General features: G+C 69.7%; 20 protein-coding genes. 13 read left to right on the top strand and 7 right to left on the bottom strand.

Annotation, left to right across the window (positions count from 1 at the left end; translation table 11 throughout):
* Positions 1–14 precede the first annotated feature (14 nt).
* Entirely contained in the window at positions 15–1,259 is a 1,245-nt protein-coding gene (locus AB0B90_RS08900; RefSeq protein ID WP_362921755.1) for an ROK family transcriptional regulator, read from the bottom strand.
* A gap of 508 nt (positions 1,260–1,767) precedes the next feature.
* On the opposite strand from AB0B90_RS08900, the gene AB0B90_RS08895 reads away from it, so the two are divergent.
* Positions 1,768–2,970 (top strand): CoA transferase, encoded by a 1,203-nt coding sequence (locus tag AB0B90_RS08895; RefSeq protein WP_350948808.1) that lies wholly within the window; start codon positions 1,768–1,770, stop codon positions 2,968–2,970.
* Between the two features lie 63 nt (positions 2,971–3,033).
* Here the strand turns inward: AB0B90_RS08895 and AB0B90_RS08890 are convergent, their stop codons facing one another.
* Genes AB0B90_RS08890 through AB0B90_RS08880 form a run of 3 tightly spaced genes read right to left on the bottom strand, consistent with a single transcriptional unit; the run spans position 3,034 to position 6,429 of the window.
* Complete coding sequence (locus tag AB0B90_RS08890) at positions 3,034–4,290, bottom strand: MFS transporter (RefSeq protein WP_362921753.1); 1,257 nt, start codon at positions 4,288–4,290, stop codon at positions 3,034–3,036.
* Positions 4,291–4,300: 10 nt separating this feature from the next.
* Positions 4,301–5,329 carry an acyl-CoA dehydrogenase family protein gene (locus AB0B90_RS08885; RefSeq protein WP_350948806.1) on the bottom strand — a complete coding sequence of 343 codons (1,029 nt, stop codon included), beginning with the start codon at positions 5,327–5,329 and terminating at the stop codon, positions 4,301–4,303.
* A complete protein-coding gene (locus AB0B90_RS08880; RefSeq protein WP_350948805.1) occupies positions 5,329–6,429 on the bottom strand; it encodes an acyl-CoA dehydrogenase family protein in 1,101 nt (366 codons plus the stop codon). The genes AB0B90_RS08885 and AB0B90_RS08880 overlap by 1 nt, the downstream gene beginning before the upstream one ends.
* Before the next feature lie 352 nt (positions 6,430–6,781).
* On the opposite strand from AB0B90_RS08880, the gene AB0B90_RS08875 reads away from it, so the two are divergent.
* The 5 genes from AB0B90_RS08875 to AB0B90_RS08855 all read left to right on the top strand — a co-directional run bounded on the left by AB0B90_RS08875 (position 6,782) and on the right by AB0B90_RS08855 (position 12,432).
* Positions 6,782–8,329: an AMP-binding protein gene (locus AB0B90_RS08875; RefSeq protein WP_362921750.1), complete on the top strand. Its 1,548-nt coding sequence runs from the start codon at positions 6,782–6,784 to the stop codon at positions 8,327–8,329.
* A 63-nt stretch (positions 8,330–8,392) separates the two neighbouring features.
* The gene (locus AB0B90_RS08870) at positions 8,393–9,526 is read left to right on the top strand and encodes an acetyl-CoA C-acyltransferase (RefSeq protein ID WP_350948802.1); all 1,134 of its coding nucleotides are present in this window, start codon (positions 8,393–8,395) and stop codon (positions 9,524–9,526) included.
* Between the two features lie 23 nt (positions 9,527–9,549).
* Complete coding sequence (locus AB0B90_RS08865; RefSeq protein WP_350948801.1) at positions 9,550–10,695, top strand: acyl-CoA dehydrogenase family protein; 1,146 nt, start codon at positions 9,550–9,552, stop codon at positions 10,693–10,695.
* Positions 10,696–10,714: 19 nt separating this feature from the next.
* Entirely contained in the window at positions 10,715–11,479 is a 765-nt protein-coding gene (locus AB0B90_RS08860) for an SDR family NAD(P)-dependent oxidoreductase (RefSeq protein ID WP_350948800.1), read from the top strand.
* Positions 11,480–11,505: 26 nt separating this feature from the next.
* Positions 11,506–12,432 (top strand): LysR family transcriptional regulator, encoded by a 927-nt coding sequence (locus AB0B90_RS08855; RefSeq protein WP_350948799.1) that lies wholly within the window; start codon positions 11,506–11,508, stop codon positions 12,430–12,432.
* Here the strand turns inward: AB0B90_RS08855 and AB0B90_RS08850 are convergent.
* On the bottom strand, positions 12,377–13,270 hold the full coding sequence (locus tag AB0B90_RS08850) for a LysR substrate-binding domain-containing protein (protein WP_350948798.1): 894 nt from the start codon (positions 13,268–13,270) through the stop codon (positions 12,377–12,379). The genes AB0B90_RS08855 and AB0B90_RS08850 overlap by 56 nt on opposite strands.
* A gap of 296 nt (positions 13,271–13,566) precedes the next feature.
* Between AB0B90_RS08850 and AB0B90_RS08845 the strand changes: the two genes are divergently transcribed.
* Genes AB0B90_RS08845 through AB0B90_RS08835 form a run of 3 tightly spaced genes read left to right on the top strand, consistent with a single transcriptional unit; the run spans position 13,567 to position 16,932 of the window.
* Entirely contained in the window at positions 13,567–14,571 is a 1,005-nt protein-coding gene (locus AB0B90_RS08845) for an LLM class flavin-dependent oxidoreductase (protein ID WP_362921746.1), read from the top strand.
* Positions 14,572–14,610: 39 nt separating this feature from the next.
* Entirely contained in the window at positions 14,611–15,726 is a 1,116-nt protein-coding gene (locus AB0B90_RS08840; protein ID WP_350948796.1) for an acyl-CoA dehydrogenase family protein, read from the top strand.
* A gap of 12 nt (positions 15,727–15,738) precedes the next feature.
* Positions 15,739–16,932: an acyl-CoA dehydrogenase family protein gene (locus AB0B90_RS08835; protein ID WP_350948795.1), complete on the top strand. Its 1,194-nt coding sequence runs from the start codon at positions 15,739–15,741 to the stop codon at positions 16,930–16,932.
* Between the two features lie 67 nt (positions 16,933–16,999).
* On the opposite strand, the gene AB0B90_RS08830 is transcribed toward AB0B90_RS08835, so the two are convergent.
* Both AB0B90_RS08830 and AB0B90_RS08825 read right to left on the bottom strand, forming a co-directional pair.
* A complete protein-coding gene (locus AB0B90_RS08830; protein WP_362921743.1) occupies positions 17,000–18,184 on the bottom strand; it encodes an NAD(P)/FAD-dependent oxidoreductase in 1,185 nt (394 codons plus the stop codon).
* Complete coding sequence (locus tag AB0B90_RS08825; RefSeq protein ID WP_362921741.1) at positions 18,181–19,242, bottom strand: amidohydrolase family protein; 1,062 nt, start codon at positions 19,240–19,242, stop codon at positions 18,181–18,183. The genes AB0B90_RS08830 and AB0B90_RS08825 overlap by 4 nt, the downstream gene beginning before the upstream one ends.
* A gap of 308 nt (positions 19,243–19,550) precedes the next feature.
* On the opposite strand from AB0B90_RS08825, the gene AB0B90_RS08820 reads away from it, so the two are divergent.
* The 4 genes from AB0B90_RS08820 (at position 19,551) to AB0B90_RS08805 (ending at position 23,134) form a co-directional block, all read left to right on the top strand.
* Entirely contained in the window at positions 19,551–20,354 is an 804-nt protein-coding gene (locus AB0B90_RS08820; protein WP_362921739.1) for an IclR family transcriptional regulator, read from the top strand.
* 125 nt (positions 20,355–20,479) lie between these two features.
* Positions 20,480–20,794 carry a non-heme iron oxygenase ferredoxin subunit gene (locus AB0B90_RS08815; RefSeq protein WP_362902913.1) on the top strand — a complete coding sequence of 105 codons (315 nt, stop codon included), beginning with the start codon at positions 20,480–20,482 and terminating at the stop codon, positions 20,792–20,794.
* A 61-nt stretch (positions 20,795–20,855) separates the two neighbouring features.
* Positions 20,856–22,040, top strand: a complete 1,185-nt coding sequence (locus AB0B90_RS08810; RefSeq protein WP_362921737.1) for an FAD-dependent oxidoreductase — start codon at positions 20,856–20,858, stop codon at positions 22,038–22,040.
* Between the two features lie 119 nt (positions 22,041–22,159).
* Positions 22,160–23,134, top strand: coding sequence for an alpha/beta hydrolase (locus tag AB0B90_RS08805; protein WP_362921735.1), 975 nt, complete (start codon positions 22,160–22,162; stop codon positions 23,132–23,134).
* The last annotated feature ends 34 nt before the right edge of the window (positions 23,135–23,168 follow it).

The raw sequence follows: 23,168 nt of genomic DNA, 5'->3' as shown, positions 1-23,168 counted from the left end.
CGGAGCGAGGCCGGTCACCGCGGCGTGGGGGGCGCCGCCTCCGTCTCGGTCCGGCCGGTCCTTGTGGCGAGCACCTCCAGGGGGTTGGCGAGGAGCTCGGAGAAGGCGAGTTCGGCCGCGCCGACCAGGGTGGCGTCGTCCCCGAGAGCCGAGACGCGCAGCCGCACCCTCTCCCGGGAGATCACCAGCACGTTCGCCTCCACCCGCCTGTGCACCTGGGCCGCCGCGCCCGGGTAGACCTCGCGCAACATCCCGCCGAAGATCACCAGGCCGGGGTTGAAGAGGTTGATCAGGTTCGCCACCCCGATGCCGAGCCAGTCGCCGATCCGGAGCAGCGCCTCCGTGGCCGCGGGGTCCCCTCGGTCGGCGGCCTCCACCACGGCCCGTACGCCCTCGCGGCCGGTGAGCTCGGAGGAGCGGCCGGCGGCGTCGATCAGGGCCTGCTCGCCGACCTCCGCCTCAAGGCAGCCGCGCGAGCCGCACCCGCAGGGCCGTCCGTTGTACGGGTTCACCATCATGTGCCCGAGCTCGCAGCCGTACCCGCCGTCGCCGTCGAGCAGCTTGCCGCCGACGATGATCCCGCCGCCCACGCCGACGTCCCCGTGCAGGTAGACCAGGTTCTGGAAGCCGACGCCCACCCCGCGTTCGAGCTCGGCCAGCGCGCCCAGGTGGGCCTCGTTGCCGACCGCCACCGGGAGCCCGAGTCCCAGCCTGAGCCCGAGTTCGGTGCCGAAGGCCTGGTCCACCCAGCCCATGTTCGGCCCGAAACGCACCATCCCGTCACCGGGCCTGATCATGCCGCAGTAGGCGGCGCCGACCCCGACGCACACCGAGTCCGAGGGTGCCTCGCGGTCCATCTCGTGGGCGAAGGCGGCGAGGGTGCCGACCACGTCGTCGAGGTCGGCGCCGGCGCGGGGCCGGACCGCCTCCCTGCGGTCCAGGATCGTTCCGCCCAGCCCGACCCTGGCGGCGACCAGCCGGTCCACGCGCACGTCGAAGGCCATCACGTGGAACCGGCCGGACTCCGGGCGGACCAGCAGCGACGGCCGGCCCGCCTTGCCGGTGTCCTTGGGGAGCTCTTCGCGGACCAGGCCCGCCGAGGTGAGGTCCGCGGTCAGTCCCATGATCGTGCTGCGGTTCAGGCCCATCCGGTCGGCCAGTGCCGTGCGGGAGAGCGGGCCGCCCAGGTGGACGTGCCGGAGCAGAACGCCAAGGTTGTGCCGGCGAATCTCCTCCTGGGAGCGACCGGCTTTCAGCATCGTGGGAATCCTGACGACTGAGGGCTTGCCAACGTGGTGCGTCACGACGGCGGGACAGGATCGCCACGCCGACCTGAGGCACTGTGATAGATCCTGTCACACCGGGGGAACCCCGGCCGATGGCTGCGGAAGCGTTTTCCGTCACTCCTGGCCGGCGCCCCGGGCTCGCCGTTCGGAAGGTGCCGGATCTCGCGATCACAGATTATGAATCTACATTGTAAAGGGCGCGGTCCGGTGAAGAACACCGGAGGTGTTCCAACTGTCGGAACTGTGAGGAGTGCGGTGCGGACAGCCACATTAGTGTCCGGACGTGACGGCCGGCGACGCGGTGTCGGCGCTCGTCGATCGTGCGGGCCGGCCGGAACGCGAAGAAAGGCGCTCGCGCGTTCGTCGGGCGCGGGCCTTCGGACTTCACCGATTCCTGACCATGCGGTGACATACCACCAAGCTGGAAAGGAAGACCGGTCCACCGGGCGGCGTCGGTACGGAGGGAAGGGAACAGTCACATATGTCAGGTCCTTTGGAAGGCGTCAGGGTCATCGACCTCGGCCGGGTCGCGTCGGCGCCGTTCGGAGCTCTCATACTGGGCGACCTCGGCGCGGAAGTCATCAAGATCGAGGATGTCAACGGCAGCTTCGACCGCCGGATCGGGCAGCCGAGCCGTAACGGTGTGGAGGCCTTCTTCATCAACACGAACCGGGGTAAGAAGTCCATCGCCCTGGATCTTCGTTCGCCCGAGGGGCGCGAGGCCGCACTCACGCTGATCGCCGATTCGGACGCGGTGGTCGCGAACTTCCGGCCGGGTGTGCTGACGGCGATGGGCCTGGACTACGAGGCGATCCACGCTCGCAACCCGCGGGTCGTCGTCGCCGAGATCACCGGCTTCGGGGAGAGCGGCCCGTACCGGGACATGCCCGCGTTCGATCCGGTGATCCAGGGTCTGGCCGGCATGATCGCCCTGCAGCGGCCGGCCGCCGGCGGGCCGCCGGACGTCATCCACAACATGATCGTCGACAAGATCACTTCGCTGTTCGCCGCCAACGCCATCAGCGCGGCGCTCTACGCGCGCGAGCGCACCGGTCTGGGGCAGCGGCTGGAGATTCCGATGCTCGACTCGGCCGTCTACTTCCTGTGGCCCGAGGGCATGGCGGACCAAACGTTCGTCGGCGACTTCGAGGCCGGCCGGATGGGGGTCAAGACGCTGCGGCTCACCGAGGTCGCCGACGGCTTCGTCGTCTACATGGCCATCGCCCTGAAGCAGCGGCTCGGTCTGCTCGACGCCGTCAACCGGTCCGACCTGCGCACCGACCCGCGGTTCGCCACGCAGAGCGAAATGATCAAGCGCGAGAATCTCGACGCGCTCGAAACGATTGTCCGCGAGGAGGCGCTGAAGTTTCCCAAGGAGGACTTCATCAAGCGCATGAACGACGCGGGGGTGCCCTGTGGGCCGGTGTTGGAGACCTCTCAGGTGGTGCGCAACGAACACGTCGAGCAGGTCGGTCTGCTGCGTCAGTGGACACATCCGGTCGGTGGTGAGGTGCGTTCGCCGCGCCCGCCGGTCCGGTTCAGTGACACCCCGGCCGATCCGACGCTGGAACTGCGCCCCTTGGGGGGCGACGGTCCTGATCTGTTGCGCGGCAGCGGCTACAGCGAGGAGCGCATCGCCGAACTGATCGAGGCGGGCGTGCTCAACCCGGGCGAGCCGCGGTAACGTCCGCGTGATCACGGCGGCACGCCGGAGCCGCCTGCGCTGCGCCGGTGTACGAGGACCGGATCAGGTGGCCGGGGAGGAGTCCGGGCCGAGCACCGCCGGTCGGCACAGGTAGGCGGCGCCTGCGATGACGACGGCGGCCACGATCAGTGACGTCGGCAGTCCCGCCGTGTCGGCGAGTACCCCGGTGGCGGTGGTGGCTATCGGGCGTACACCGAGGAAGGCGAGGAACCACAGCGCCATCACCCGGCCCCGGACCGAGTCCGACGCTTTTTCCTGGATCAGCGTCGTGACGCAGATGAAGGCGAGGGTCATGCCGATGCCGCTGAGTCCGAACGCACCCAGCGCCACCGGCGGGATCCAGGCGACCGCGAGCGCGAGCAGCCCCACCGCCATCAGCAGCATGCTGGCACCGGTGAGACGTTGCATGCTGACCCAGCGGCGGATCACCCCGAACAGCAGGAAACCCACGCAGGCGCCGATGCCGAAGCCGGACGTCAGCCAGCCCGCCAGTGCGGAGCCGCCACCGAGGTCGGCGGCGATCGTCGGGGACAGGGTCACCGACGGTTCCGCGGCGACCCCGATCGCCGCCACCGCCAGCAGCAACGCCGGCAGCGGCGCATGGTCGCGGACATAGCGCAGCGACGCGGTCACCGACAGGTCGTCGATATCGGTCCCGACGGGCGTGGTGGCCCGCCGCACCTGCAGTGTCAGGACCGCGACAGCGTGGATGAGGTATCCCGCCGCGGCCACCAGCAGTGCCGCCACCGGTCCAAGATGCAGGGCCAGGAACGCGCCCGCCGCCGGCCCGATCGCCCGGGACAACGTCATCGGCACGCTACTCAACGCCATCGCCGCCGGCATCTCGCCGGGGCGGATCAGCAGCGGGATCATCGTCTGACTGGCCGGGCCGACGAGCACCAGACCGAAGCCCATCAGCGCCGCCGAGACGCACATCAAGACGGTGCCCTCGACGCTGCCGACCGGATCGAACGCCCACAGCCAGATCGCCATCGTCAGCGGCCCGACCGCCGACACCAGCCGGCCCAGCGCGATGAGCCGGCCGAGATGCCGGCGGTCGGCGAGTTTGCCGCTCAGCAGTGAGAAGATCTGCGGGACGTTCTGTGCCACGACCACCAGGGCGACGACGGAGGCGGAGTCGGTCAGTTCGTACGCCAGGATCGCGGTGACGATACTGAAGATCCACAGTCCGGTCGCGGCGCACGTGTTGGTCCAGAAGTACACTCCGTAGCGCGCGTCGAACATCAGCCGGTAGGAGCCCCGGGGGCGTGCCGTGCCGTGCAGTTTCGCCGTGGACACCGTGTGCCGCCTAATCCGCGACAGCGGTCAGCAGCGCCCACGTGCCGCCGGTGCCGCCGGTGAGGGCGGCATCGGTCAGCCAGTCGTCCCAGTGACGTACCGCCCCGAACTCGGAGCGCCATGCCAGAAGCCGGGTGGTGAACAGGTGCAGGTCGTGTTCCGCGGTCGTGCCGATCGCCCCGTGCACCTGGTGGGAGTTGCGCACCACCACCGACGCCGCGTGCCCGACGCAGGAGCGCGCCACGGCCACCGCGAATAGGGCCTCGTCGGTCAGCAGCGACTTCGTCGCGACCCGCACGGCGGCGTCGGTCGCCGCCCGTGCCAGCGACGTCTCCGCGGCGAGATCGCTGACGAGCTGCTGCACCGCCTGCAGTTTCGCCAGCGGGCGTCCGAACTGCACCCGTTGCGTGGTGTGCTCGACGCACAGTTCGAGGATCTTCTCCATCGCGCCGCACATCTGTACCGTACGTGCGAGTGCTCCTCGCAGCCGGAACTCGGCGACGACCTCGTCGGCGATCGGAACCCCGGCGAGCCGGTCCGTGGCCACCGTGACATGGTCGCGGGGTTCCCCGGCGAGGTTGTGCCCGGGACGCAGGGAGACCTCGGCAAGTGCCACGTCCGCGGCGTACCAGGTGCCGCCGTCGGACCAGAGCACCACCAGCGACCGCACGTGGCGAGCCCATGGCACGGCGGTGGCCGTCCCGTCGGCGTTCAGCACGCACGCCGAGCGCAGAGCGTTGTCGACGGGGAGCCCGGCCGTCTCCAGCAGCCAGCCGGCCAGCAGATCGTGTTCGGCCAGCGGCACCGTCGCGGCGTGTTCGGCGGCGGTGGCGAGCAGCGCCGCCGCCTCCGGCCAGCCCGCGCCGCTGCCGGAGTCGGACTCGCGGCCGGTCAGCCGGGTCAGGCCCAGCGATTCCAGGGTGTTCCACAGCTCGGTGTTGAAGGTGCGCTCGGTGGTCCGTGCGCCGGCGGTCCGCGTGTGATCCTTGAAGACCTGCCGCATCATGTCGAGTAGTTCGGCGTTGTCGTGGCCGGACATCAGCGCATCCCCAATCCGCGGGCGATCACGCCGCGCAGTACCTCGTTCGTGCCGCCGCGCAGTGTGAAACCGGGCCGTTGGATCAGGCTCTCGCGCAGTAGTCGCTCGTAGCGTTCGGCGCCCAGTGTGTCGTCCGAGATCAGGTCGGCGAACTCCGCCAGGTCGCCCTCGGTCGTCGTGCCGAGTAGTTTCACCAGCGCCGCCGCCGTGTCCGCGGGCTCGTCCCGTTGCAGGGCGCCCGCCACCGCCAGCGACATGCGGTGCAACCCGGTGAGCCGGGCGAAGAGCCGTCCCAGGTTCGCGTCGCGGCGTAGTGAGCCGTCACGCATCCCGTCGATGACCTCGGTGAACAGCTGGTAGGTCGAGAGCAGTCGCTCCGGGCCACTGCGTTCGAAGCCGAGTTCGTGGTTGACCTGCTTCCAGCCCTCGCCGATGGTGCCGAGCACCGACTCGTCGGGGACCAGCACGTCTTGGAGGAAGACCTCGTTGAAGTGGTGTGAACCGCCCATCGACACGATCGGCCGGATGTCGACACCCGGCGAACGCAGGTCGACGATGAACTGGCTCAACCCCTGGTGACGGTTCTTCGGGTCCTGCGGGGCGGAGCGGGCCAGTACGAAGAAGGCGTGTGAGCGGTGCGCGTTCGATGTCCACACCTTGTTGCCGGTGATCTGCCAGCCGCCGTCGACCCTGACCGCCCTGGTTCGTACGCTGGCCAGGTCCGAGCCCGAGTCGGGTTCGCTCATCCCGATCCCGAAGTACGCCTCGCCGGCGGCGATCTTCGGAAGGTAGCGCTGTTTTTGTTCCTCGGTACCGAACGCGAGCAGTGACGGCGCGATCTGCCGGTCGGCGATCCAGTGCGCCGCGACCGGGGCGCCCGCGGCGAGCAGCTCCTCGGTGACGACGAACCGTTCCAGATGGGTGCGGCCCCGGCCGCCGTACTCGGTAGGGATGGTCATGCCGATCCAGCCGTGGGCGGCCAGCGTTCGGCTGAAGTCCTCGTCCCAGCCGGTGAGCCAGGTGTCCACCCCGGGGGTGAAAACGCCTTTCTGAGCGATCTCTCGGAGGAAACTTCGAACCTCAAGGCGGAGAGCCGTCATCTCTGACGTCTCCTCCAGAGCCGGAGGGACAAGATTGCCGAGCACCGTGCCTCCCTGATCGGTGGCAGTTTTTTCGTGAAAAACGCGTGAGGATCCTCAAAGCGCGTCGCCGCCGACTACAGCACACCGTTTATCCGGGTGACAAAGACGTTCTCGCAAACATTCGGATAGGAGCGACCTATGAGAGCGCCGAATACGTCCGCGTTCTTCGACGCCATAGGCGGCGCCTATCCGAATGTTCGACGGTTGCTCTTTGACGTTCCGGTGGCTCGTGCCGTGAACTGCTGTCGAGGATGGTCGGCTGGAGAGACGTCAAGGTCTGTGCGCCTTCGGCGGAAGGGAAGTGTCAGGCATGTCGAGCAGCACCGCAGCCGCCCCCGTCGGTTTCGCCGCCGTCGCCGCCGCCGATCCGGATCGTGTCGCCGTCATCGACACCGACGGCACGTCGATGACCTTCGGCGAGCTGGCGCGGCGGGTCAACCAGCTGTCCCGGGCACTGCGGGAGAGCGGCCTGCGGCCCGGAGAGTGTGTTGTGGCGATGCTGCCCAACCGGCGTGCGTACTACGAGTTGCGGCTGGCCACCTTCCAGGTCGGGCTTTACTTCACCCCGGTCAGCCACCACTTCACCGCGGCGGAGATCGCATACATCCTGCGGGACAGCGGCGCCGGTGCCGTCGTCCTCGACGCGTCACTGATCGACGTCGTCGCGCCGGCCCTCGCCGAGGTGGACCTGGATCCGCGGCGGTGCATCTCCGTCGGCGGTGCTCCCGGCTGGGTCGACTACGAGGCACTGCTGGCCCGGTATTCGACGGCGCCGCTGGAAGATCCGATCGCCGGTGAGTACATGGGCTACACCTCCGGCACCACCGGCCGCCCCAAGGGCGTCCGCAAGGGGTTGTCGGGGAGGGCGCCCGCCGTGTCGGCGTTCACCATCGGATTCATGGGGCGCCTCGGGATCCGTCCCGGCCGTGAGGTGCACCTGGCGGCCGGCCCGCTGTACCACGCGGGACCGGGCACGTTCTCGTTCATGGCCCTGCAGTTCGGGCACACCGTCGTGGTCGCCGAGCGCCCTCGTCCGGAGAAGATCCTCGCCCTCGTCGAGCGGCATCGGGTGTCGGTGACGTTCACCGTGCCGACGGTCGTGCATCGGCTGCTGCGGTTGCCCGAGGAGGTCCGCGCTCGCTACGACGTGTCCAGTATGCGTGCCATGGTGCTCTCCGGCGCGTCGTGCCCGCCGGAGGTCAAGCGGGCCGCGATCGCCTGGTTCGGGCCGGTCGTCTGTGAGTTCTACGGCACCACCGAGGGGTCGGCGGCCGCGCTGAACTCCGAGGAGTGGCTGAGCAAGCCGGGGAGCGTGGGACATCCCCTGCCGGGAATGCGGCTGCGGATCCTGGACGCCGACGGCGTCGAGTTGCCCACCGGAGAGATCGGCAACGTGTACTTCATGCCGCCGGTGCCGTTCGAGTACCACAACGATCCGGACAAGACCGCCTCGGCGATGCGTGACGGGTTCTTCTCCGCCGGTGATCTGGGTTACCTGGACGCCGACGGCTGGCTGTACATCGTCGACCGGCGCGTCGACCTGATCCTCTCCGGCGGGGTGAACGTCTACCCCGCCGAGATCGAGGTGGCGCTGATCACCCACCCGGCCGTCGCCGACGTCGCGGTCATCGGCGTGCCCGACCCCGACTGGGGGCAGCGGGTCGTCGCCGTCGTACAGCCCGAGCCCGGTACGCGGGCCGGCGACGCGCTCGCAGAGGAGCTCACCGAGCACTGCCGAGCCGTGCTGGCCGGATACAAGGTGCCCAAGGCTTTCGAGTTCCGGGGGGAGCTGCCCCGCAACGGTGCCGGCAAGCTGCGGCGCAGCGAGGTGCGAGAGACGTTCCTCGCCGATGAGTGAGATGAGTGACGAGTCGCACCACACCGTCGACCGCCGCGAGGCCACGACCGTAAGGGAAGAACCATGAGAGACGCGGTGATCGTCGACGCGGCCCGTACGCCGGTCGGTAAGCGCAACGGTGCTCTGGTCGGCCTGCATCCGGGTGATCTGTCGGCGTGCGTGCTGCGTGCGATCGCCGAGCGCAACGGCCTTGACCCCACCGAGATCGACGACGTGGTGTGGGGCTGCGTGACGCAGGTGAGCGAGCAGTCCGGCAACATCGGGCGGGTGTCGGTGCTCAGCGCCGGATGGCCCGAGTCGATCCCGGGCACCACCGTCGACCGGCGCTGCGGCTCGGGACAGCAGGCCGTGCACTTCGCGGCGGCGTCGGTGATCGCCGGGCACTACGACATCGCGATCGCCGGTGGCGTCGAGTCGATGAGCCGGGTACCGATGGGCTCCAACGTGCAAGACGGGCAGCAGTACCCGGAGTCGGTGCTGGAACGCTACGGCGTCGGCGGTTTCAACCAGGGCATCGGCGCGGAGCTGGTGGCCCGGAAGTGGAAGCTGTCGCGCGCCCGGCTCGACGAATACTCGGTGCGTTCGCACCGGCTGGCCGCGACGGCGATCGACGCGGGAGCCCTCGACGCGCAGCTCGTTTCGGTGAACGGGCTGCTCACCGCCGACGAGGGGGTGCGCCGGGGCAGCACCACCGAGGTGCTGTCCGGGCTGCGCACCGTGTTCCGCGAGGACGGTGTGATCACCGCCGGTAACTCGTCGCAGATCTCCGACGCGGCGGCGGCGTTGCTGATCACCACCGGTGAGCTGGCGGCGGCGCGAGGTCTGCGGCCGATCGCCCGGATCCACACGGTGGCGCTGGCCGGCGACGACCCGGTGATGATGCTGACCGCGCCGATCGAGGCGACCGCGAAGGCGCTGCGCCGGGCGGGCCTGAGCATTGACGACATCGGCGTCTTCGAGGTCAACGAGGCGTTCGCGCCGGTGCCGCTGGCCTGGCAGGCCGAGACCGGGGCGAGGACCGAGCGGCTGAACCCGCTGGGCGGGGCGATCGCGGTCGGGCACCCGCTGGGCGCCTCCGGCGGGGTGCTGATGACCCGGATGGTGCACCACATGCGTGACAACGGCATCCGTTACGGCCTGCAGACGATGTGCGAGGCCGGCGGCCTGGCGAATGCCACGATCCTCGAACTGCTGTAGACGGCGCTGGAAGAGACGAGACGATGAAGAGCACCCTGTACGGCCCCGATCACGAGGCGTTTCGCGCGACGGCGCGTGAGTTCCTCAACCGGGAGGTCGTGCCGCACTATCTCGACTGGGATGAGGCGAAGATCGTTCCCAGGGGCATCTTCCGCAGGCTGGGTGAGCTGGGCGTGCTCGGTGTCCAGATCCCGGAGGAGTACGGCGGGGGCGGGCAGGACAGCTTCCTGTTCTCGGCGGTCTGGATGGAGGAGACCCAGCGCGCGTACGTGAACCTGGGCGGCCTGGCCGTGCACATGAACGTCGTGCTGCCGTACTTCCTGTCGTACGCGAACGAGGAGCAGAGGCGGCGCTGGCTGCCCGGCATGGCGTCCGGCGAGCTGATGACGGCGATCGCGATGACCGAGCCGGGAACGGGTTCGGACCTGGCCGGTATCGCCACCACCGCGCGGCTCGACGGTGAGCACTGGGTGCTCAACGGGGTGAAGACGTTCATCACCGGCGGTATCCACGCCGATCTGGTCGTGGTGGTGGCACGCACCGGCCAGGGCGGCGGACGTCGCGACGGGTTGTCGCTGCTGGTGGTCGAGAAGGAGATGGCGGGCTTCACCCGGGGCCGCAACCTCGACAAGGTGGGTCTGCGCACGCAGGACACCGCCGAGTTGTTCTTCGACGACGTCCGGGTGCCGGCGGCGAACCTGCTCGGTGAGGAGGGCGGGGCCTTCGGCTACCTGACCGGCAACCTGCCGCAGGAGCGTCTCGGTATCGCCGTCGCCGCGCAGGGCGCGGCGGAGGCGGCTTTGGCGGCGGCGCTGGAGTACGTGGCGAACCGCAAGGCGTTCGGTGTGCCGGTGGCGTCGTTCCAGAACACGAAGTTCGAGCTCGCGTCGTGCGCGGTGGAGATCGAGGCGGGCCGGGCACTGCTGGAGAAGGGCCTGGCGGAGCACGAGGCGGGCGAGCTCGGCCCCGTCGACGCCGCCAAGATCAAGATCTTCTGCACCGAGATGCAGTCCCGTGTCGTCGACCGCTGCCTTCAGCTGCACGGCGGATACGGCTACATGCGCGAGTACCCGATCGCCCGGCTCTACGCCGACGCCCGGGTCACCCGCATCTACGGCGGCACCACCGAGGTACTCAAGACGATCATCGCGAAGTCGTTCGGGCTCTGACGGTCACAAGGGGAAGACAATGAATCTCGATGGACTCAACACGGCCGTCACCGGGGGGGCGTCCGGCCTCGGCCTGGCCACCGCCCGCCGGCTGATCGCCGCCGGCGGGACGGTCACCGTCATCGACCTGCCCACCTCCGACGGGGCCGCCGTCGCCAAGGAGCTGGGGGAGCGGGCGCACTTCGCGCCGGGCGACGTGACCGACCCGGAGTCGTTCGCCGCCGCCCTCGACGTCGCCGACGCGCGCGGCGGGCTGCGCGGGCTCGTGCACTGCGCCGGGGCCTCCCGCAAGGTGCGTGTCATCGACAGGGAGGGCCGCCCCGGCAGCCTGGAGGACTTCGAATGGACGATCAGGCTCAACCTGATCGGCTCGTTCAACGCGTTGCGCCTTGGCGCGGAGCGCATCGCCCGCCAGGAGCTCGTCGACGGTGAACGCGGCGCGATCGTGATGACCGCCTCGGTGGCGGCGTTCGAAGGTCAGATCGGCCAGATCCCCTACACCGCGTCGAAGGCCGGCATCGTCGGCATGACCATCGTCGCCGCCCGCGACCTGGCCGGCCGCGCTATCCGGGTCTGCACCATCGCCCCGGGCATCATGGACACGCCGCTGCTGGCCCGGTTGCGCGACGACGTCAAGAAGTCGCTGGAGGCCACCGTGCCGAACCCGGCCCGGCTGGGGCGCACCGACGAGTTCGGGCAGCTCGCCGCCACCATCCTGGAGAACGGCTACCTCAACGGGGAGACCATCCGCCTCGACGGTGCCATCCGGATGGCACCCCGCTGACGTGCCGGCTCACCGTGGTGGGGCGCGTGCCGGACAGTAGGGTTCTCGGAGTGGACCTGCACAACCTTGAGTACTTCCTCGCGGTCGTCGACCATCAGGGCATCAACGCCGCCGCGGAGAGTCTGCACCTGTCCCAGCCGACGATCTCCCAGTCGATCCGCGGCCTCGAACGCGAGCTGGGCACCGAACTGTTCCACCGCATCGGCCGGGGCATGGTGCTGACCTCGGCAGGGCACTCCCTGGTCGGCCCTGCCCGGCAGATCCTGCGCGACGTCGTCGCGGCCGAGAGCTCTGTGGTCGACGCGGCGGGCCGGCTGCGCGGGCGGCTCGACATCGTCGCGTACGCCACCTTGTCGGCCGGGTCGCTCGCCGAACTGATCGGCCGGTTCCGGGAACGTAGTCCCCAGGTGCACATCCGCATCGGTGACCTGCAGGACGAGGAGGCCGCCGCATCGCTGATCGTCGACGGGCACTGCGAGATCGTCGTCTGCTATCTGCCCACGGCGACCGGTGGGTTGGACACCTTGCCGCTGGGTGTGCAGGAGTTCTGGGCGGTCTTCCCGCCCGGCACCGAGGTGTCGCGGGCCGATCCGCTGCCGAGGGCCCAGTTGCCCGACGTACCCCTGATCGTCGTGCCGCCGGGCAGCTCCTGGGCGACCGAGATCGAACGCGCGGTGACCGCGGCGGGGCGGTTGCGCCGGCCCGCCGCGATCATCGCGCACCGGGAGGCTCGGCTCGCGTTCGTGCTGGCCGGGCTCGGCGGAACCTTCATGGAACGATCCACGGCCGAAGCCGCCGCCGCCCGTGGGGCGGTGGTCCGGGCGGTCGACCCCTGTTTCAGTCGCCCCTACGGGCTGCTGTTCGACCCGGAGGCGCTGTCGCCGGTCGGACGGGCCTTCATCGAGCTGGTACGGGAGCAGGTGGCGGATACAGCCGCCGCACACAGTCGATGAACGCCTGCGCGGCGGGTGACAGCGCTCCCGGCCGGAACACCAGGCCCACCGGACGCTCCAGACGCGGCGTCGTCGAGCGCACCACGACTCCGGTGACCTCCTGTTCGGCCACCTGGCGCGGCAGCAGGGTCGCCCCGGCGCCGTTGGCCACCAGCGCCCAGATGGCCTGCCGGTGGACGCACTCCACCGCGACCTGCAACGTCACCCCGGCCGGTACGGCGTGTGCCGCAGTCCGGTTGGGCCCCGCCGACCCCTCCAGGACGAGCGGGATCTCGGCGATGCGGGCCACCGGCACCGGATCGGGCAGCCGCTGTGCCAGTGCGGGCGGCAGCACCAGGCAGATCTCCTGGGTGAACAGCTCCATGGACCGCAGCGTGTCGCTGCGCACCGGCAGTTCGGAGAGTCCCAGCTCGACGCCTCCCTGGCGGACCATGGACACCACCCCGGCCGGACTGCCCGGGTCGCTGACGCTGACCAGCACTCCGGGATGCTCCCGGTTGAACGCGCTGACCAGCCGGGGCAGCGGTTCGACGGCGAGGGTGGAGAGCGCGGCCATGTCGAGGCGTCCGCTGCGCAACTCCCGCACCGCCGCCACCCGCTGCCGGGCCCGGACCACATCGGCGAGGATCCGGCGCGCCGACACCGTGAACGCCTCTCCCTCGTCGGTCAGCCGCAGTTGCCGTCCGGTCCGGTCGAACAGCTGCACGCCGAGCCGGCGTTCCAGGGTGCGGATCGCCTGTGACAGCGACGGTTGCGCGATGTAGAGCGCCTGCGCGGCCCGAGTGACCCCACCGTGATCGACGACGGCGATGAAATACTCTATGAGCCGGAGATCCACGCTGACACCCTACTGTCGCCCGGGGCCTGAATCCCGTCGGCATCCCGTCGGCGTCGCCGAGTTCCGTCCGGCGGCAACCGGCGCCGTGCGATTCAGAAAATAGCGTGCCATCTGGCCGGAAGCGCGACAGGCACCTCCGTTCCAGTCGTTGGAACAGAAACACAGTTCCCGCCATGTCGGCGACTAGTTTTTGCATTCGAGTCACCAGTCCGGCCGCCGGAAACGCCGTATCGGCACTCCCGGCAGGCCCGTGCCGTGCATGTTTTTGCGTGCGCCGAAAGAGCAAGGGCGTTGCGATGGAGATCTGGCAGGTCAATTTTCCCATTCCAGGTCGTACCGGCCGGATGGCCAAACGAGCCGAGGACGCGGGCTGGGACGGTCTGGCCTTCGGTGACACCCAGTGCCTCACCGGCGACGTGTTCGTCGGCATGGCGCTGGCCGCGGAGGCCACCGAACGGCTGCTGGTGGCCCCGGGTATCTCCAACCCGGTGACCCGTCACCCGTCGGTGATGGCGGCGGCCGTGCAGTCGGTGCACGAGGCCTCCGGTGGCCGGGCCGTGCTCGGCATCGGCCGAGGTGACTCGTCGCTGACCTACATCAACCGCAAGCCCGCGAAGCTCGCTGACTTCGGTACGTATGTGCGTCAGGTGCGCGGTTACCTGCGCGACGAGATCGTCGACCTCGACGGCTTCGAGAGCCGCTCGGAGTGGATCGGCAGGTCGACGCTGCCGCCGGTGCGTGTCGACGTGGCCGCCAGCGGCCCCAAGGCCATCGCGATGGCCGCTCGTGAGGCCGACGGCATCATGTTCGCCCTCGGCGCCGACCCGGAGCGGATCGCCGCCGCGATCGCCTGGGCCCGGCAGAGCCGCGCCGAGGCGGGCAAGGATCCCGCCGACCTCACCTTCGGCGCCTACATCAACGTGATGACCGGCTACGACGTCGAAGCGGCCCGTTCGATGCTGGCCGGCGCGGTGCTGACCATCGCCCGCTTCTCCGCCACCGCGCGGTTCGCCACCGAGGATCCCGCGCTCCAGGAGCAGTACCGGCGGGCCGCCGAGGCGTATGACCGGATCCACCACGCGAGCAGTGTCAGCGGGCACGGCACGGTGCTGGAGCCCGAGTTCATCGACCGCTTCGCCGTGGCCGGGCCACCACAGGCGTGTGTCGACCGCCTCCAGGCGCTCAAGGCCGCCGGACTCGACCGGGTGGTGGTGCTGATGGGCGCCCGCGACGGCGACCGCGAGGTGGTGAACGCCGGTTTGAAGCTGTTCACCGAGAAGGTCCTGCCGAACGCGCGGTGAGCAGCCGTCGGCCGGTCTCCGCTTGAAGAAAGGTGCTCCATGTTTGTTCTTTCCTCGTCCACCGAGGACCAGCTCATCGCCGAGACGGCGCGTCGGCTGGCACTCGGCCCCGTGGACCAGGCGGCACGTGAGGTGGACAGGACCGGCGTCATCGCGGAGGGGCTCTGGCGCCGGCTGCGCGACTTCGGCTTCACCGCCCCGGTGGCCGAGCATCTCGGCGGCACTCCGAACGCGGTCACGCAGCTGCGCGCCGTCGAGAACCTCGCCTACGGCGACCCGGGCATCGTGGGTACCGCCGTCCTGGCCGGTGGCTCCACGTTGATCATCGACGCCGCCGGTACCGGGGAGCAGCGGAACCGCTGGCTCGCCGGGGTCGCGGACGGGGCGCGTCCGGCGCCCGCCCCGGCCCTCTACGAGCGCCACGGCCTGCCGCCCGAGGAGTACGGCACCACCATCACCGCCGAAGGCGACGGCTGGCGGGTGCGCGGCACCAAGTACGCGGTGGCGCTGCTCGACGGCGTCACCGAACTGCTCGTCGTCGGGGTGGATCCGCGAGGCGGTCTGCGCGCCGCCGTCGTCGGCCTCGACCGGGAGGGCGTCGACACGAAGCGTGTCTCCGGCACCTCGCACATCGCGCTGAGCGCGGCGCGACTGTCCAGGGTCCACCTGGATGTGCTCGTCGCGGCGGACGACCTGCTCGGCGGCGTGGACGCCGACGCGCGGTCACTCGCGTTCGCCGTCGCCCGGACTCGGCTGCTGGCGCCGGCGGTGGCGCTCGGTGGCGCGAACCGGGCCCGGGAGTACGCCACGAAGTACGCGACGGAGCGCATCGCGTTCGGCAGGCCGATCTTCGACTTCCAGGGAATCTCCTTCACCCTCGTCGACGACCAGATGCGGCTCGACGCGGCCCGGCTGGGCCTGCTGTCGGTGGCGAACGGGCTTGACCAGGGGCGCGAGAAGGCACTCGCCGACGTCGGCCGGATCGTCAACGAGACGCACGCCGCGGCGACCGAGGCGACCCGCAACGCCATCCAGGTGCTCGGTGGCCACGGATTCCTCACCGACCACCCGACGGAGCTGTGGTACCGCGCCGCCGCGCTGCTGTCGACCCTGGACGCCGACCCGTATTTCGCGAGCTTCGCGCCCGCGGTCTGAGAGGTAACCACAGTGACGCTCGCCTTTGAATTCAGCCCGGAGCTGCAGCGCTACGAGCGCGAGCTCAAGGAATGGTCGGTGGCCCGGATCCGGCCGCACGCGCGCCAGGCCGACACCGACCATCGGCCGCCCGCGAACTACCGGGAGATCTTCGAGACCTGCCCGGTGAAGATCAGTAAGCACGTCGCCAAAGGCCGTGACAACGACCTGCCGAAGTTCCCCGACGGTGAGCTGATGCGGGTGATGGCCCAGTACGAGGGCCTCAACTACGGCGACACGTGGGCGCAGAGCTACGTGAGCGGCGGTATCGGCCACGTCGTCGTCAGCCTGCTCGGCACGCCGGAACAGATCGACCGCTGGTACGAGCCGGTGGTGCGCGGTGGCGGCGTCACCGGGTTCGGTCTCTCCGAGCCGGGCGCGGGCTCCGACACCAGTGGGCTGGTGACCCGGGCCGTCCGTGACGGCGACTCGTGGGTCATCAACGGTTCGAAGATCTTCTGCAGCCACGCCGCGTCCGCCGAGTACGTGGTGGCGTTCGCCGTCACCGATCCCGAGAAGGGCATCGCCTCGGCCGAGGCGTTCGTCATCGAAAGGGGCACCCCCGGCCTGGTGATCCTCAAGGAGAACGAGGACAAGCTGGGTCTGCGGGCGTGGGAGACCACCCAGATCGGATTGGAGGACTGCGTCGTGCCGTTGGGGAACCGGCTCGGCCACGACCCGTCGGCCGGCGCGAACGGCGCCGGTGGCGCCCGCCTCAGTGCGCTGTCGGTGCTGAACCAGAACCGGCCCAACGTCTCGGCCTTGTCGACGACGGTGGCGCAGGCCGCCCTCGACCTGACCGGTGAGCTGCTGCACGAGCAGCGGCTGGGGTTCCGCGCCGACCGCTGGTCGCTGATCCAGCGAGAGCTGGAGGGCATGGCCGCGGCCCTCACGCGTAACCGGCACCTGAACCGGTACGCCCAGTGGATGCGGCAGCACGACCTGCAGAACCGCGTCGAGGCGTCGATGGCGAAGGCGTTCGGCCCGCCCACGTCCGAGCGGGTGGTGCGGCGCTGCATGCAGCTGCTCGGGCCGGAGGGCACCAGCACCGAACTGCTGCTGGAGAAGTGGTACCGCGACCTGAAGATCCTGGACATCTTCGAGGGCACGGGTCAGATCCAGCGCGTCATCGTGGCCAAGGATTTCGCCAAGAAGGCTCGGGGCTGACCCGGCGCGACGCGAATCGGCCGGTTCCCCGCCCTGGGGAACCGGCCGATTCGCGTTGTCGCGCCGGTCAGTTCCTCAACGTCGGGGTCTTCGTGTCATAGCCGGCCTTCAGGAAGCGGCGCAGCAGGTCCCGATCGCCGACGACGCGCCGGAACCGTTGCGCCTCCCGGTCGAGCCGTCGTGGATCGTCCATGTTGAAAACGAACTGCTTGAACTCCGACGACAGCGGTGAGGCGTGCTCGGTGAACGCCTGGCGGCGCAGCTGTGAGTAGCGGTCCAGCACGGCCGGGTCGTCGGCGTCGATGATCACCCGGGTCAACGTCTCGATCAGCGTCCACACGTCGAAGAACCCGCCGGCGAAGCCGACCGCCGACGACGGGTTGGTGACGTGGGCGGCATCGCCCACCAGTATGCCCCGGCCGACGCGGAAGCGGTCGGCGACCCGTTCGTGCATACGGAACGCCGACCAGGCGTGCACCTCGATGTCGTCACCGCCGGGCAGTGCCCGTTTCAGTGCCGCGGGAATCCGCTGCGCGATCTCCTCCACGGGCAGGCGCAGCGATTCGGCGTAGGTGTAGCGCCACAGGCCCTCACCGTCGATCTCGGCGACGAGCGCGCCGTCGACCGGGTCGATCATGCCGGTGCAGCGCTGGACACCGAGGCCTGCGAAGTCGTAGGTGATGTTGGTGGCGACGAAGCTTTCCGGCCAGGTCATGCCGGGGAAGCCGAGGCCCATGCCGCGCCGGACGACACTGTGGGCGCCGTCCGCCCCGATGACCCAGGAGGTGCGGTGTCGCAGATTCCCCTCGGGGCCGCCCGCGACGATGGTGGCGCCGTGCTCGTCGAGGGTCACCTCGGTGGCCCGGCTGCCCCAGTGCACGGTGACATTGGGCAGCTTGGTGGCATGCCTGAGCAGGATCTCGGCCAGCCGGTCCTGTTCCAGGTGCAGGTTGAAGGGCCGGTTCACCTCGTCGCCGAGGACCCCGAGGTCGAACCGGAACGTCTCGCCGGTGGCGGTGATCCGCAGTGACCAGGAGTCCTGGACGAGGCCGGCGCTCAGTACGTCGTCGAGGATGCCCAGCCGGTCGAGGCCGTCGAGGACCGACCAGTGGATGATCATCGCACGGGGGGCTCGGACGACGTTGCTCGCGGCTTCCAGGACGGTCACGGGGATGCCGGCCTGTGCCAGGCCGAGTGCGGCGAGCAGCCCGATCGGGCCACCGCCGACCACGGTCACGTCATCGCGCGTCATCGTGTTTCTTCTCCACTGTCGAGTCCGCTGTTGAGGCGATCACCGCTCCGCCCGGTGAGCAGGGCCACCGCGTTCGCCGAGCGCAGCGCGCCTGACTCGTCGTCGGTGATGGTCCCGTCGCGACGGGCCGTCTCGATGTCTTCGGTCGCGGTATGGATCTGGCGGGTGATGAACGGGTGGTCGGTGCCGGTCATGACCCGGTCGGCACCGAACCGGTCGATGATCAGACGCAGGTGCCCGGGATCGAAGGTGAGCGAGTCGACCCAGAACCGGCGGATGGTGGCGGCCAGGTCGATGGTGTGGTCGACGTCGCCGAGGCGGGCGCCCCTGGCCAGCCGGGGCCAGGCCCAGGGCAGGGTGCCGCCACCGTGCGAGAGCATCACCCGCAGCCTGGGGAAGCGCTGCATGACCCCGCCGAAGATGAGCGCTCCGGCGGCCATCGCCGTGTCGGTGAGCATGCCGAGGCCGAAGTCGTAGGGCTGACCGCGTCGGCGGATGGCGCCGCCGCCGCCGTCCATCGGGTGGACGAACACGATGGTGTCGGTGGCTTCGGCCGCAGCGAAGAAGGGGGTCAGCGCCTCATCGTCGAGTTCGAGGCCGTTGACGGTGGTGCCGATCTCGACACCGGTCAGTCCGAGCGTGCCGGAGAGGTGTTCGAGTTCCCTGACGGCGGCGGCGGGATCCTGCAACGGTACGGTGCCCCAGGCGGTGAGCCGCCCGCCGGAGGCCCCGGCGGTCCGGGCGAGGGCCTCGTTGAGGGCGCGGGCGTAACGGGCCGCGGGTTCCGGCTCGGCGTCGTAGACGAGGGTGACAGGTACGGGGGAGATGACCTGGTGGTCGATGCCGGCCTCGTCGAGTTCGCGCAGGCGTTCGGTGACGTCCCAGAGGCTGGGGCGTACGCGCCGGAAGAGCGAGTCGCCGATCAGGATCTGACCTTCGGTGTCGCCGGTCCGAAGGCGTGGCCACGGGGGTCCCGCGGTCTCGCCCGGCCAGCCCGGCAGGTGCCCCGGGAGGAAGTGCGCGTGGACGTCGACAGTAGGCCGGCGTTCCTGCCCCATGGTGCCTCCTCCGCTGCGGGCGCGAGCAGGCGATGGTCGTCGCCGGGAGACGGTTCGGCTCCCGAGGGTCGCACTGCTGATTGATCCATTTACATCCGGGCATGTTAGGGCATCCGGAAATCGGTTGCGGAGATTTGTTCCAACCACCGGAATCTCTCCGGGGCCGGGTAACGTGCGTCACACTCTCCGCAAGATCCGCTGTGACTGTGTTATCCTCCACGAAACATGTAGGAAACAATGCGGGATTTTGTGGAAAAAGGGTCTCGGCGTAGCTCTACCAGGCCGGATCAAGCTCGACGGGGGTGCCGATGGCGGAATTCGAATCGGTGGATCCCGTCGATGGGGATTCCCCTTCCATTCTCACCAAGGCATTCGATATTCTCCGGGCTTTCAGCGCCGACGACCGAGTAATGACCTTGAGTGAACTCGCGCGTGCGGCCGGATTGCCGAAATCCACGGTGCACCGCATCATCGCCCGCCTCATCGACCTGGGCGCCATCGAGCAGCACCGGCGCGGCTACAAGATCGGCCTTGGTCTCTTCGAGATGGGTGTGATCACGCCGGCCGGCAGCATGCGGGACAAGGCGATGCCGTTCCTCGCGGCACTGCACCGGTGGACCGGGCTGACCGTGCACCTCGCCGTGCTGCGCCAGTTCGACGTCGTCTATCTGGAGAAGTTCGCGTCCGCGAACTCGCCGGTCACCGTTTCCCGGGTCGGCGCGCGACTCCCCGCGAACTGCACCGCGATCGGTAAGGCGATGCTCGCGTGGGAGAACTTCGAGGATCTCGAGGCGTTCCTTCCCACGCCGCTGCCGCGGCTGACGCCCGCGTCGGTCGCCACGATCGACGAACTGCTCGTCGAGCTCCGTAAGATCCGAGCCGAGAAGAGCGCGCACGAATCGAACGAGTCGCAGGCCGGTGTCGCCTGCATGGCCGTTCCCGTCATCGTCCAGGACGCCGCCGTCGCCGCCGTATCGGTCGCCTACGACTCGGCCACCCGGCTCGACTTCAAGGTCGAGGGCGCGTTGCGGCAGACCACCGCCCGGATCGCCGCGGCCTGCCGCATGGGTCTGGCCAACGGTCACTCACACTGGTTCCCCCGCGACTACTGAAGCAGCCCAGGACGGGGTTCTTCGGCACGGATGTTCCGGTTGCCGGGACACGCTGTCGGAGTCGGCACCCGTGGTGCCCGACAATCGGCGGCGTAGTAGACCGTGAGCGGCGACAAGGGGGACTGATGGAGTGGCGCTTGGCCTGTGGTGTCGATGACCTGGAGCCGGGGACGTCCATGACGTGGAAAGGCGCGGGGGAGGAGCCCATCGCGATCTACCGCACCGAGGACGGCGAGTTCTACGCCACCCACGACGTCTGCACGCACGACAGATGGTCGCTCGGCGAGGACTCCGACCTCGAAGGCGCCGAGATCGTCTGCCCGCTGCACATGGCCCGCTTCGACATCCGTACCGGTGCGGCGCTGTGCCTGCCCGCGACCATCGGCCTGAAGACCTACGAGGTCCAGGTCGAGGACGGCAAGGTCTACGTCCAGTGCTGAGGGTTCCGGTGACTGGCACCGGCACTTCCCGGCCATCGTGCCCTGCACGACGATGTCCGCCATGGGAATCCTGATCGTCGGGGCGTCGATCGCCGGAGTGCGAACCGCACAGAGCCTTCGCAAGTCCGGATTCGCCGACCCCGTCACCATCGTGGGGGCCGAACCGTACCTTCCGTACGACAAGCCCCCCGTATCCAAGGACATGATCCTGCCGGAGACCGACGGCGCCCCGGTGCCCCTGCTCGGCGCCGAGGAACTCGACGCCCTCGGCGTCGACCTGCGCGTCGGGGTACGCGCGGTGGCGCTTGATCCGGTGGCCCGCGTCGTCGTCACCGACACCGGCGAGGAACTGGGCTACGACATCCTGGTGATCGCCACCGGTGTCTCCCCGCGAACGCTGCCCGGTGCCGAGGGACTGATCGGCGTGCACACCATGCGCACCGTCGAGGACGCCCTCGCCGTGCGCGCCGCGCTGCCCGCGGCCCGGCACGTGGTGGCGATCGGTGCCGGATTCATCGGGGCCGAGTTCGCCTCCGCGGCGAGGTCGCACGGCGCCGACGTGACCGTCGTCGAGGCTCAGCCCGTGCCGCTCGCCCATCTGCTCGGCGCGCGGGTCGGGGCGCTGCTGGGCGGCCTGCACGAGGCCAACGGCGTCACCCTGCTGACCGGAACGCAGGTCGAACGCTTCGAGGGCACCGGCCGGGTGACCGGGGTGACCCTCGCCGACGGCCGGACCCTGCCGGCCGACCTCGTCGTCGTCGGCGTCGGCGCGACCCCGGCCACCGGCTGGCTCGCCACATCGGGGCTGCCCGTCGACGACGGCGTCGTCTGCGACGAGCGGCTGCGGGTCCGTGGCTTCGACGGCGTCTACGCCGCCGGTGACGTCGCCCGGTGGCCGCACCCGATGTACGGCGTCGAGATGCGCATCGAACACTGGACCAACGCCAACGAGCACGCCGAGATCGTCGCGGCGGCGGTCACCGGTGCCCCCGCGCCCCGTGTGCGGCCGCCGTACGTCTGGTCCGACCAGTACGGCCATCGGATCCAGATCGTCGGCCGACCCGGCCTCGGACGAGCGGTGCGGGTGCGTACCGCCGCCGACGACCACCAGGCCGCGGCGGTCTACGCCGACGAGGACGGCACGGTCGTGGCGGCCGTCGTCGTCGACGACCCCCGGCTGCTGATGAGGTTACGCCGCGCCGTCATGGCGCGCACACCGCTCGACGCGCTCGACGCGCCCTTCTGACACCGACCCGCATCGCCTCGCCGACCGGCGATCGGCGGCGCCCCACCATGTCGCACGCGTGTTCCCACCCCCTGCGAGGCGGCGGATCACGCGACGGGCAACCGAGAGGAGACAACGAGATGGCACTGACAGAGGAAGGCATCATCGAGGTTCCCGGCATGCACAGCCGCTGGGTACGGCTGGCCAGTGGCGCACGGGCGCACTACATGACCTCCGGCACCACCGGTCCTGCCGTGGTCCTGCTGCACGGAGGTCTGCCGGGCTCCTCCGGCACCGCGGGCTGGCGGTTCATGGCGCCGTTCCTCGGCGAGAATGGATTTCGGGTCTACTGTCCCGACATGCCGGGTTTCGGGCTGTCCGACACCCGAGAGGAGCACCGGCCCACCGGCCTGGAGAGCCACGTCGACTTCGTCCACGAGTTCGTCCAAGCGCTCTGCCTCGACCGGTTCCACCTCGCGGGAAACTCGATGGGGTGCATGAACACGGTCAACTACCTGGTCGCGCACCCGGAGAAAGTCGTCAGCTTCGCGCTGATCGCCGGCGACGTCGGCGATGTGGTGCCCGATGACGCCGTCAAGCCCCCGGCGAAGGTCGCGATCCCCAAGTACGACGGTACCGAGGAGGGCATGCGCGCCCTCATGGGGGCGATCATCCACCGCGAGGCGGCGATCAGCGACGACCTGCTGAAGATGCGCCACGCCGCCGCGGAACGGCACCGTGAGGCGCACGCCCGGCTCTGGCCGAGCGTGTTGCAGTACGGCCGGCGTATCCCGTGGCAGGACCAGAACATCGCCGCGAGGCTCACCACCCGGGGCCGCCTTGACCGGCTGACCATCCCCGGTGTCTACCTCTATGGCACCGAGGACGTGCTCACCCCCGTCGAGTGGGGTTATGAGCAGGAGAAGGTCCTGCCGAACATCCAGTTCTTCTACCCGGAAGAGTGCGGTCACCAGGGGCAGACCGACCGCCCAGATCTGTTCAACCCGCTGTTCCTGGAGTTTCTCCGGGACGGCCGGATCACCCGCGCCACCGCCGACGCGGCCGGGATCTCGAAGAACCGCCCCGAGATCGCGTCGCTCGTCGAGCAGTCCTGAGATCCGGACTGTCCAGAGATCCGGACTGCGGGGC

Origin of the sequence: Streptosporangium sp. NPDC049078, assembly GCF_040648855.1 — a bacterium.
Classification (GTDB): domain Bacteria; phylum Actinomycetota; class Actinomycetes; order Streptosporangiales; family Streptosporangiaceae; genus Streptosporangium.
This window is presented reverse-complemented; position numbering and strand designations above follow the sequence as displayed.

Coding starts and splice junctions, on each gene's coding strand:
- AB0B90_RS08900 (WP_362921755.1), bottom strand. CDS start 1,259: ATGCTGAAAGCCGGTCGCTCCCAGGAGGAGATTCGCCGGCACAACCTT.
- AB0B90_RS08895 (WP_350948808.1), top strand. CDS start 1,768: ATGTCAGGTCCTTTGGAAGGCGTCAGGGTCATCGACCTCGGCCGGGTC.
- AB0B90_RS08885 (WP_350948806.1), bottom strand. CDS start 5,329: ATGTCCGGCCACGACAACGCCGAACTACTCGACATGATGCGGCAGGTC.
- AB0B90_RS08880 (WP_350948805.1), bottom strand. CDS start 6,429: ATGACGGCTCTCCGCCTTGAGGTTCGAAGTTTCCTCCGAGAGATCGCT.
- AB0B90_RS08875 (WP_362921750.1), top strand. CDS start 6,782: ATGTCGAGCAGCACCGCAGCCGCCCCCGTCGGTTTCGCCGCCGTCGCC.
- AB0B90_RS08870 (WP_350948802.1), top strand. CDS start 8,393: ATGAGAGACGCGGTGATCGTCGACGCGGCCCGTACGCCGGTCGGTAAG.
- AB0B90_RS08865 (WP_350948801.1), top strand. CDS start 9,550: ATGAAGAGCACCCTGTACGGCCCCGATCACGAGGCGTTTCGCGCGACG.
- AB0B90_RS08860 (WP_350948800.1), top strand. CDS start 10,715: ATGAATCTCGATGGACTCAACACGGCCGTCACCGGGGGGGCGTCCGGC.
- AB0B90_RS08845 (WP_362921746.1), top strand. CDS start 13,567: ATGGAGATCTGGCAGGTCAATTTTCCCATTCCAGGTCGTACCGGCCGG.
- AB0B90_RS08840 (WP_350948796.1), top strand. CDS start 14,611: ATGTTTGTTCTTTCCTCGTCCACCGAGGACCAGCTCATCGCCGAGACG.
- AB0B90_RS08830 (WP_362921743.1), bottom strand. CDS start 18,184: ATGACGCGCGATGACGTGACCGTGGTCGGCGGTGGCCCGATCGGGCTG.
- AB0B90_RS08825 (WP_362921741.1), bottom strand. CDS start 19,242: ATGGGGCAGGAACGCCGGCCTACTGTCGACGTCCACGCGCACTTCCTC.
- AB0B90_RS08820 (WP_362921739.1), top strand. CDS start 19,551: ATGGCGGAATTCGAATCGGTGGATCCCGTCGATGGGGATTCCCCTTCC.
- AB0B90_RS08815 (WP_362902913.1), top strand. CDS start 20,480: ATGGAGTGGCGCTTGGCCTGTGGTGTCGATGACCTGGAGCCGGGGACG.
- AB0B90_RS08810 (WP_362921737.1), top strand. CDS start 20,856: ATGGGAATCCTGATCGTCGGGGCGTCGATCGCCGGAGTGCGAACCGCA.
- AB0B90_RS08805 (WP_362921735.1), top strand. CDS start 22,160: ATGGCACTGACAGAGGAAGGCATCATCGAGGTTCCCGGCATGCACAGC.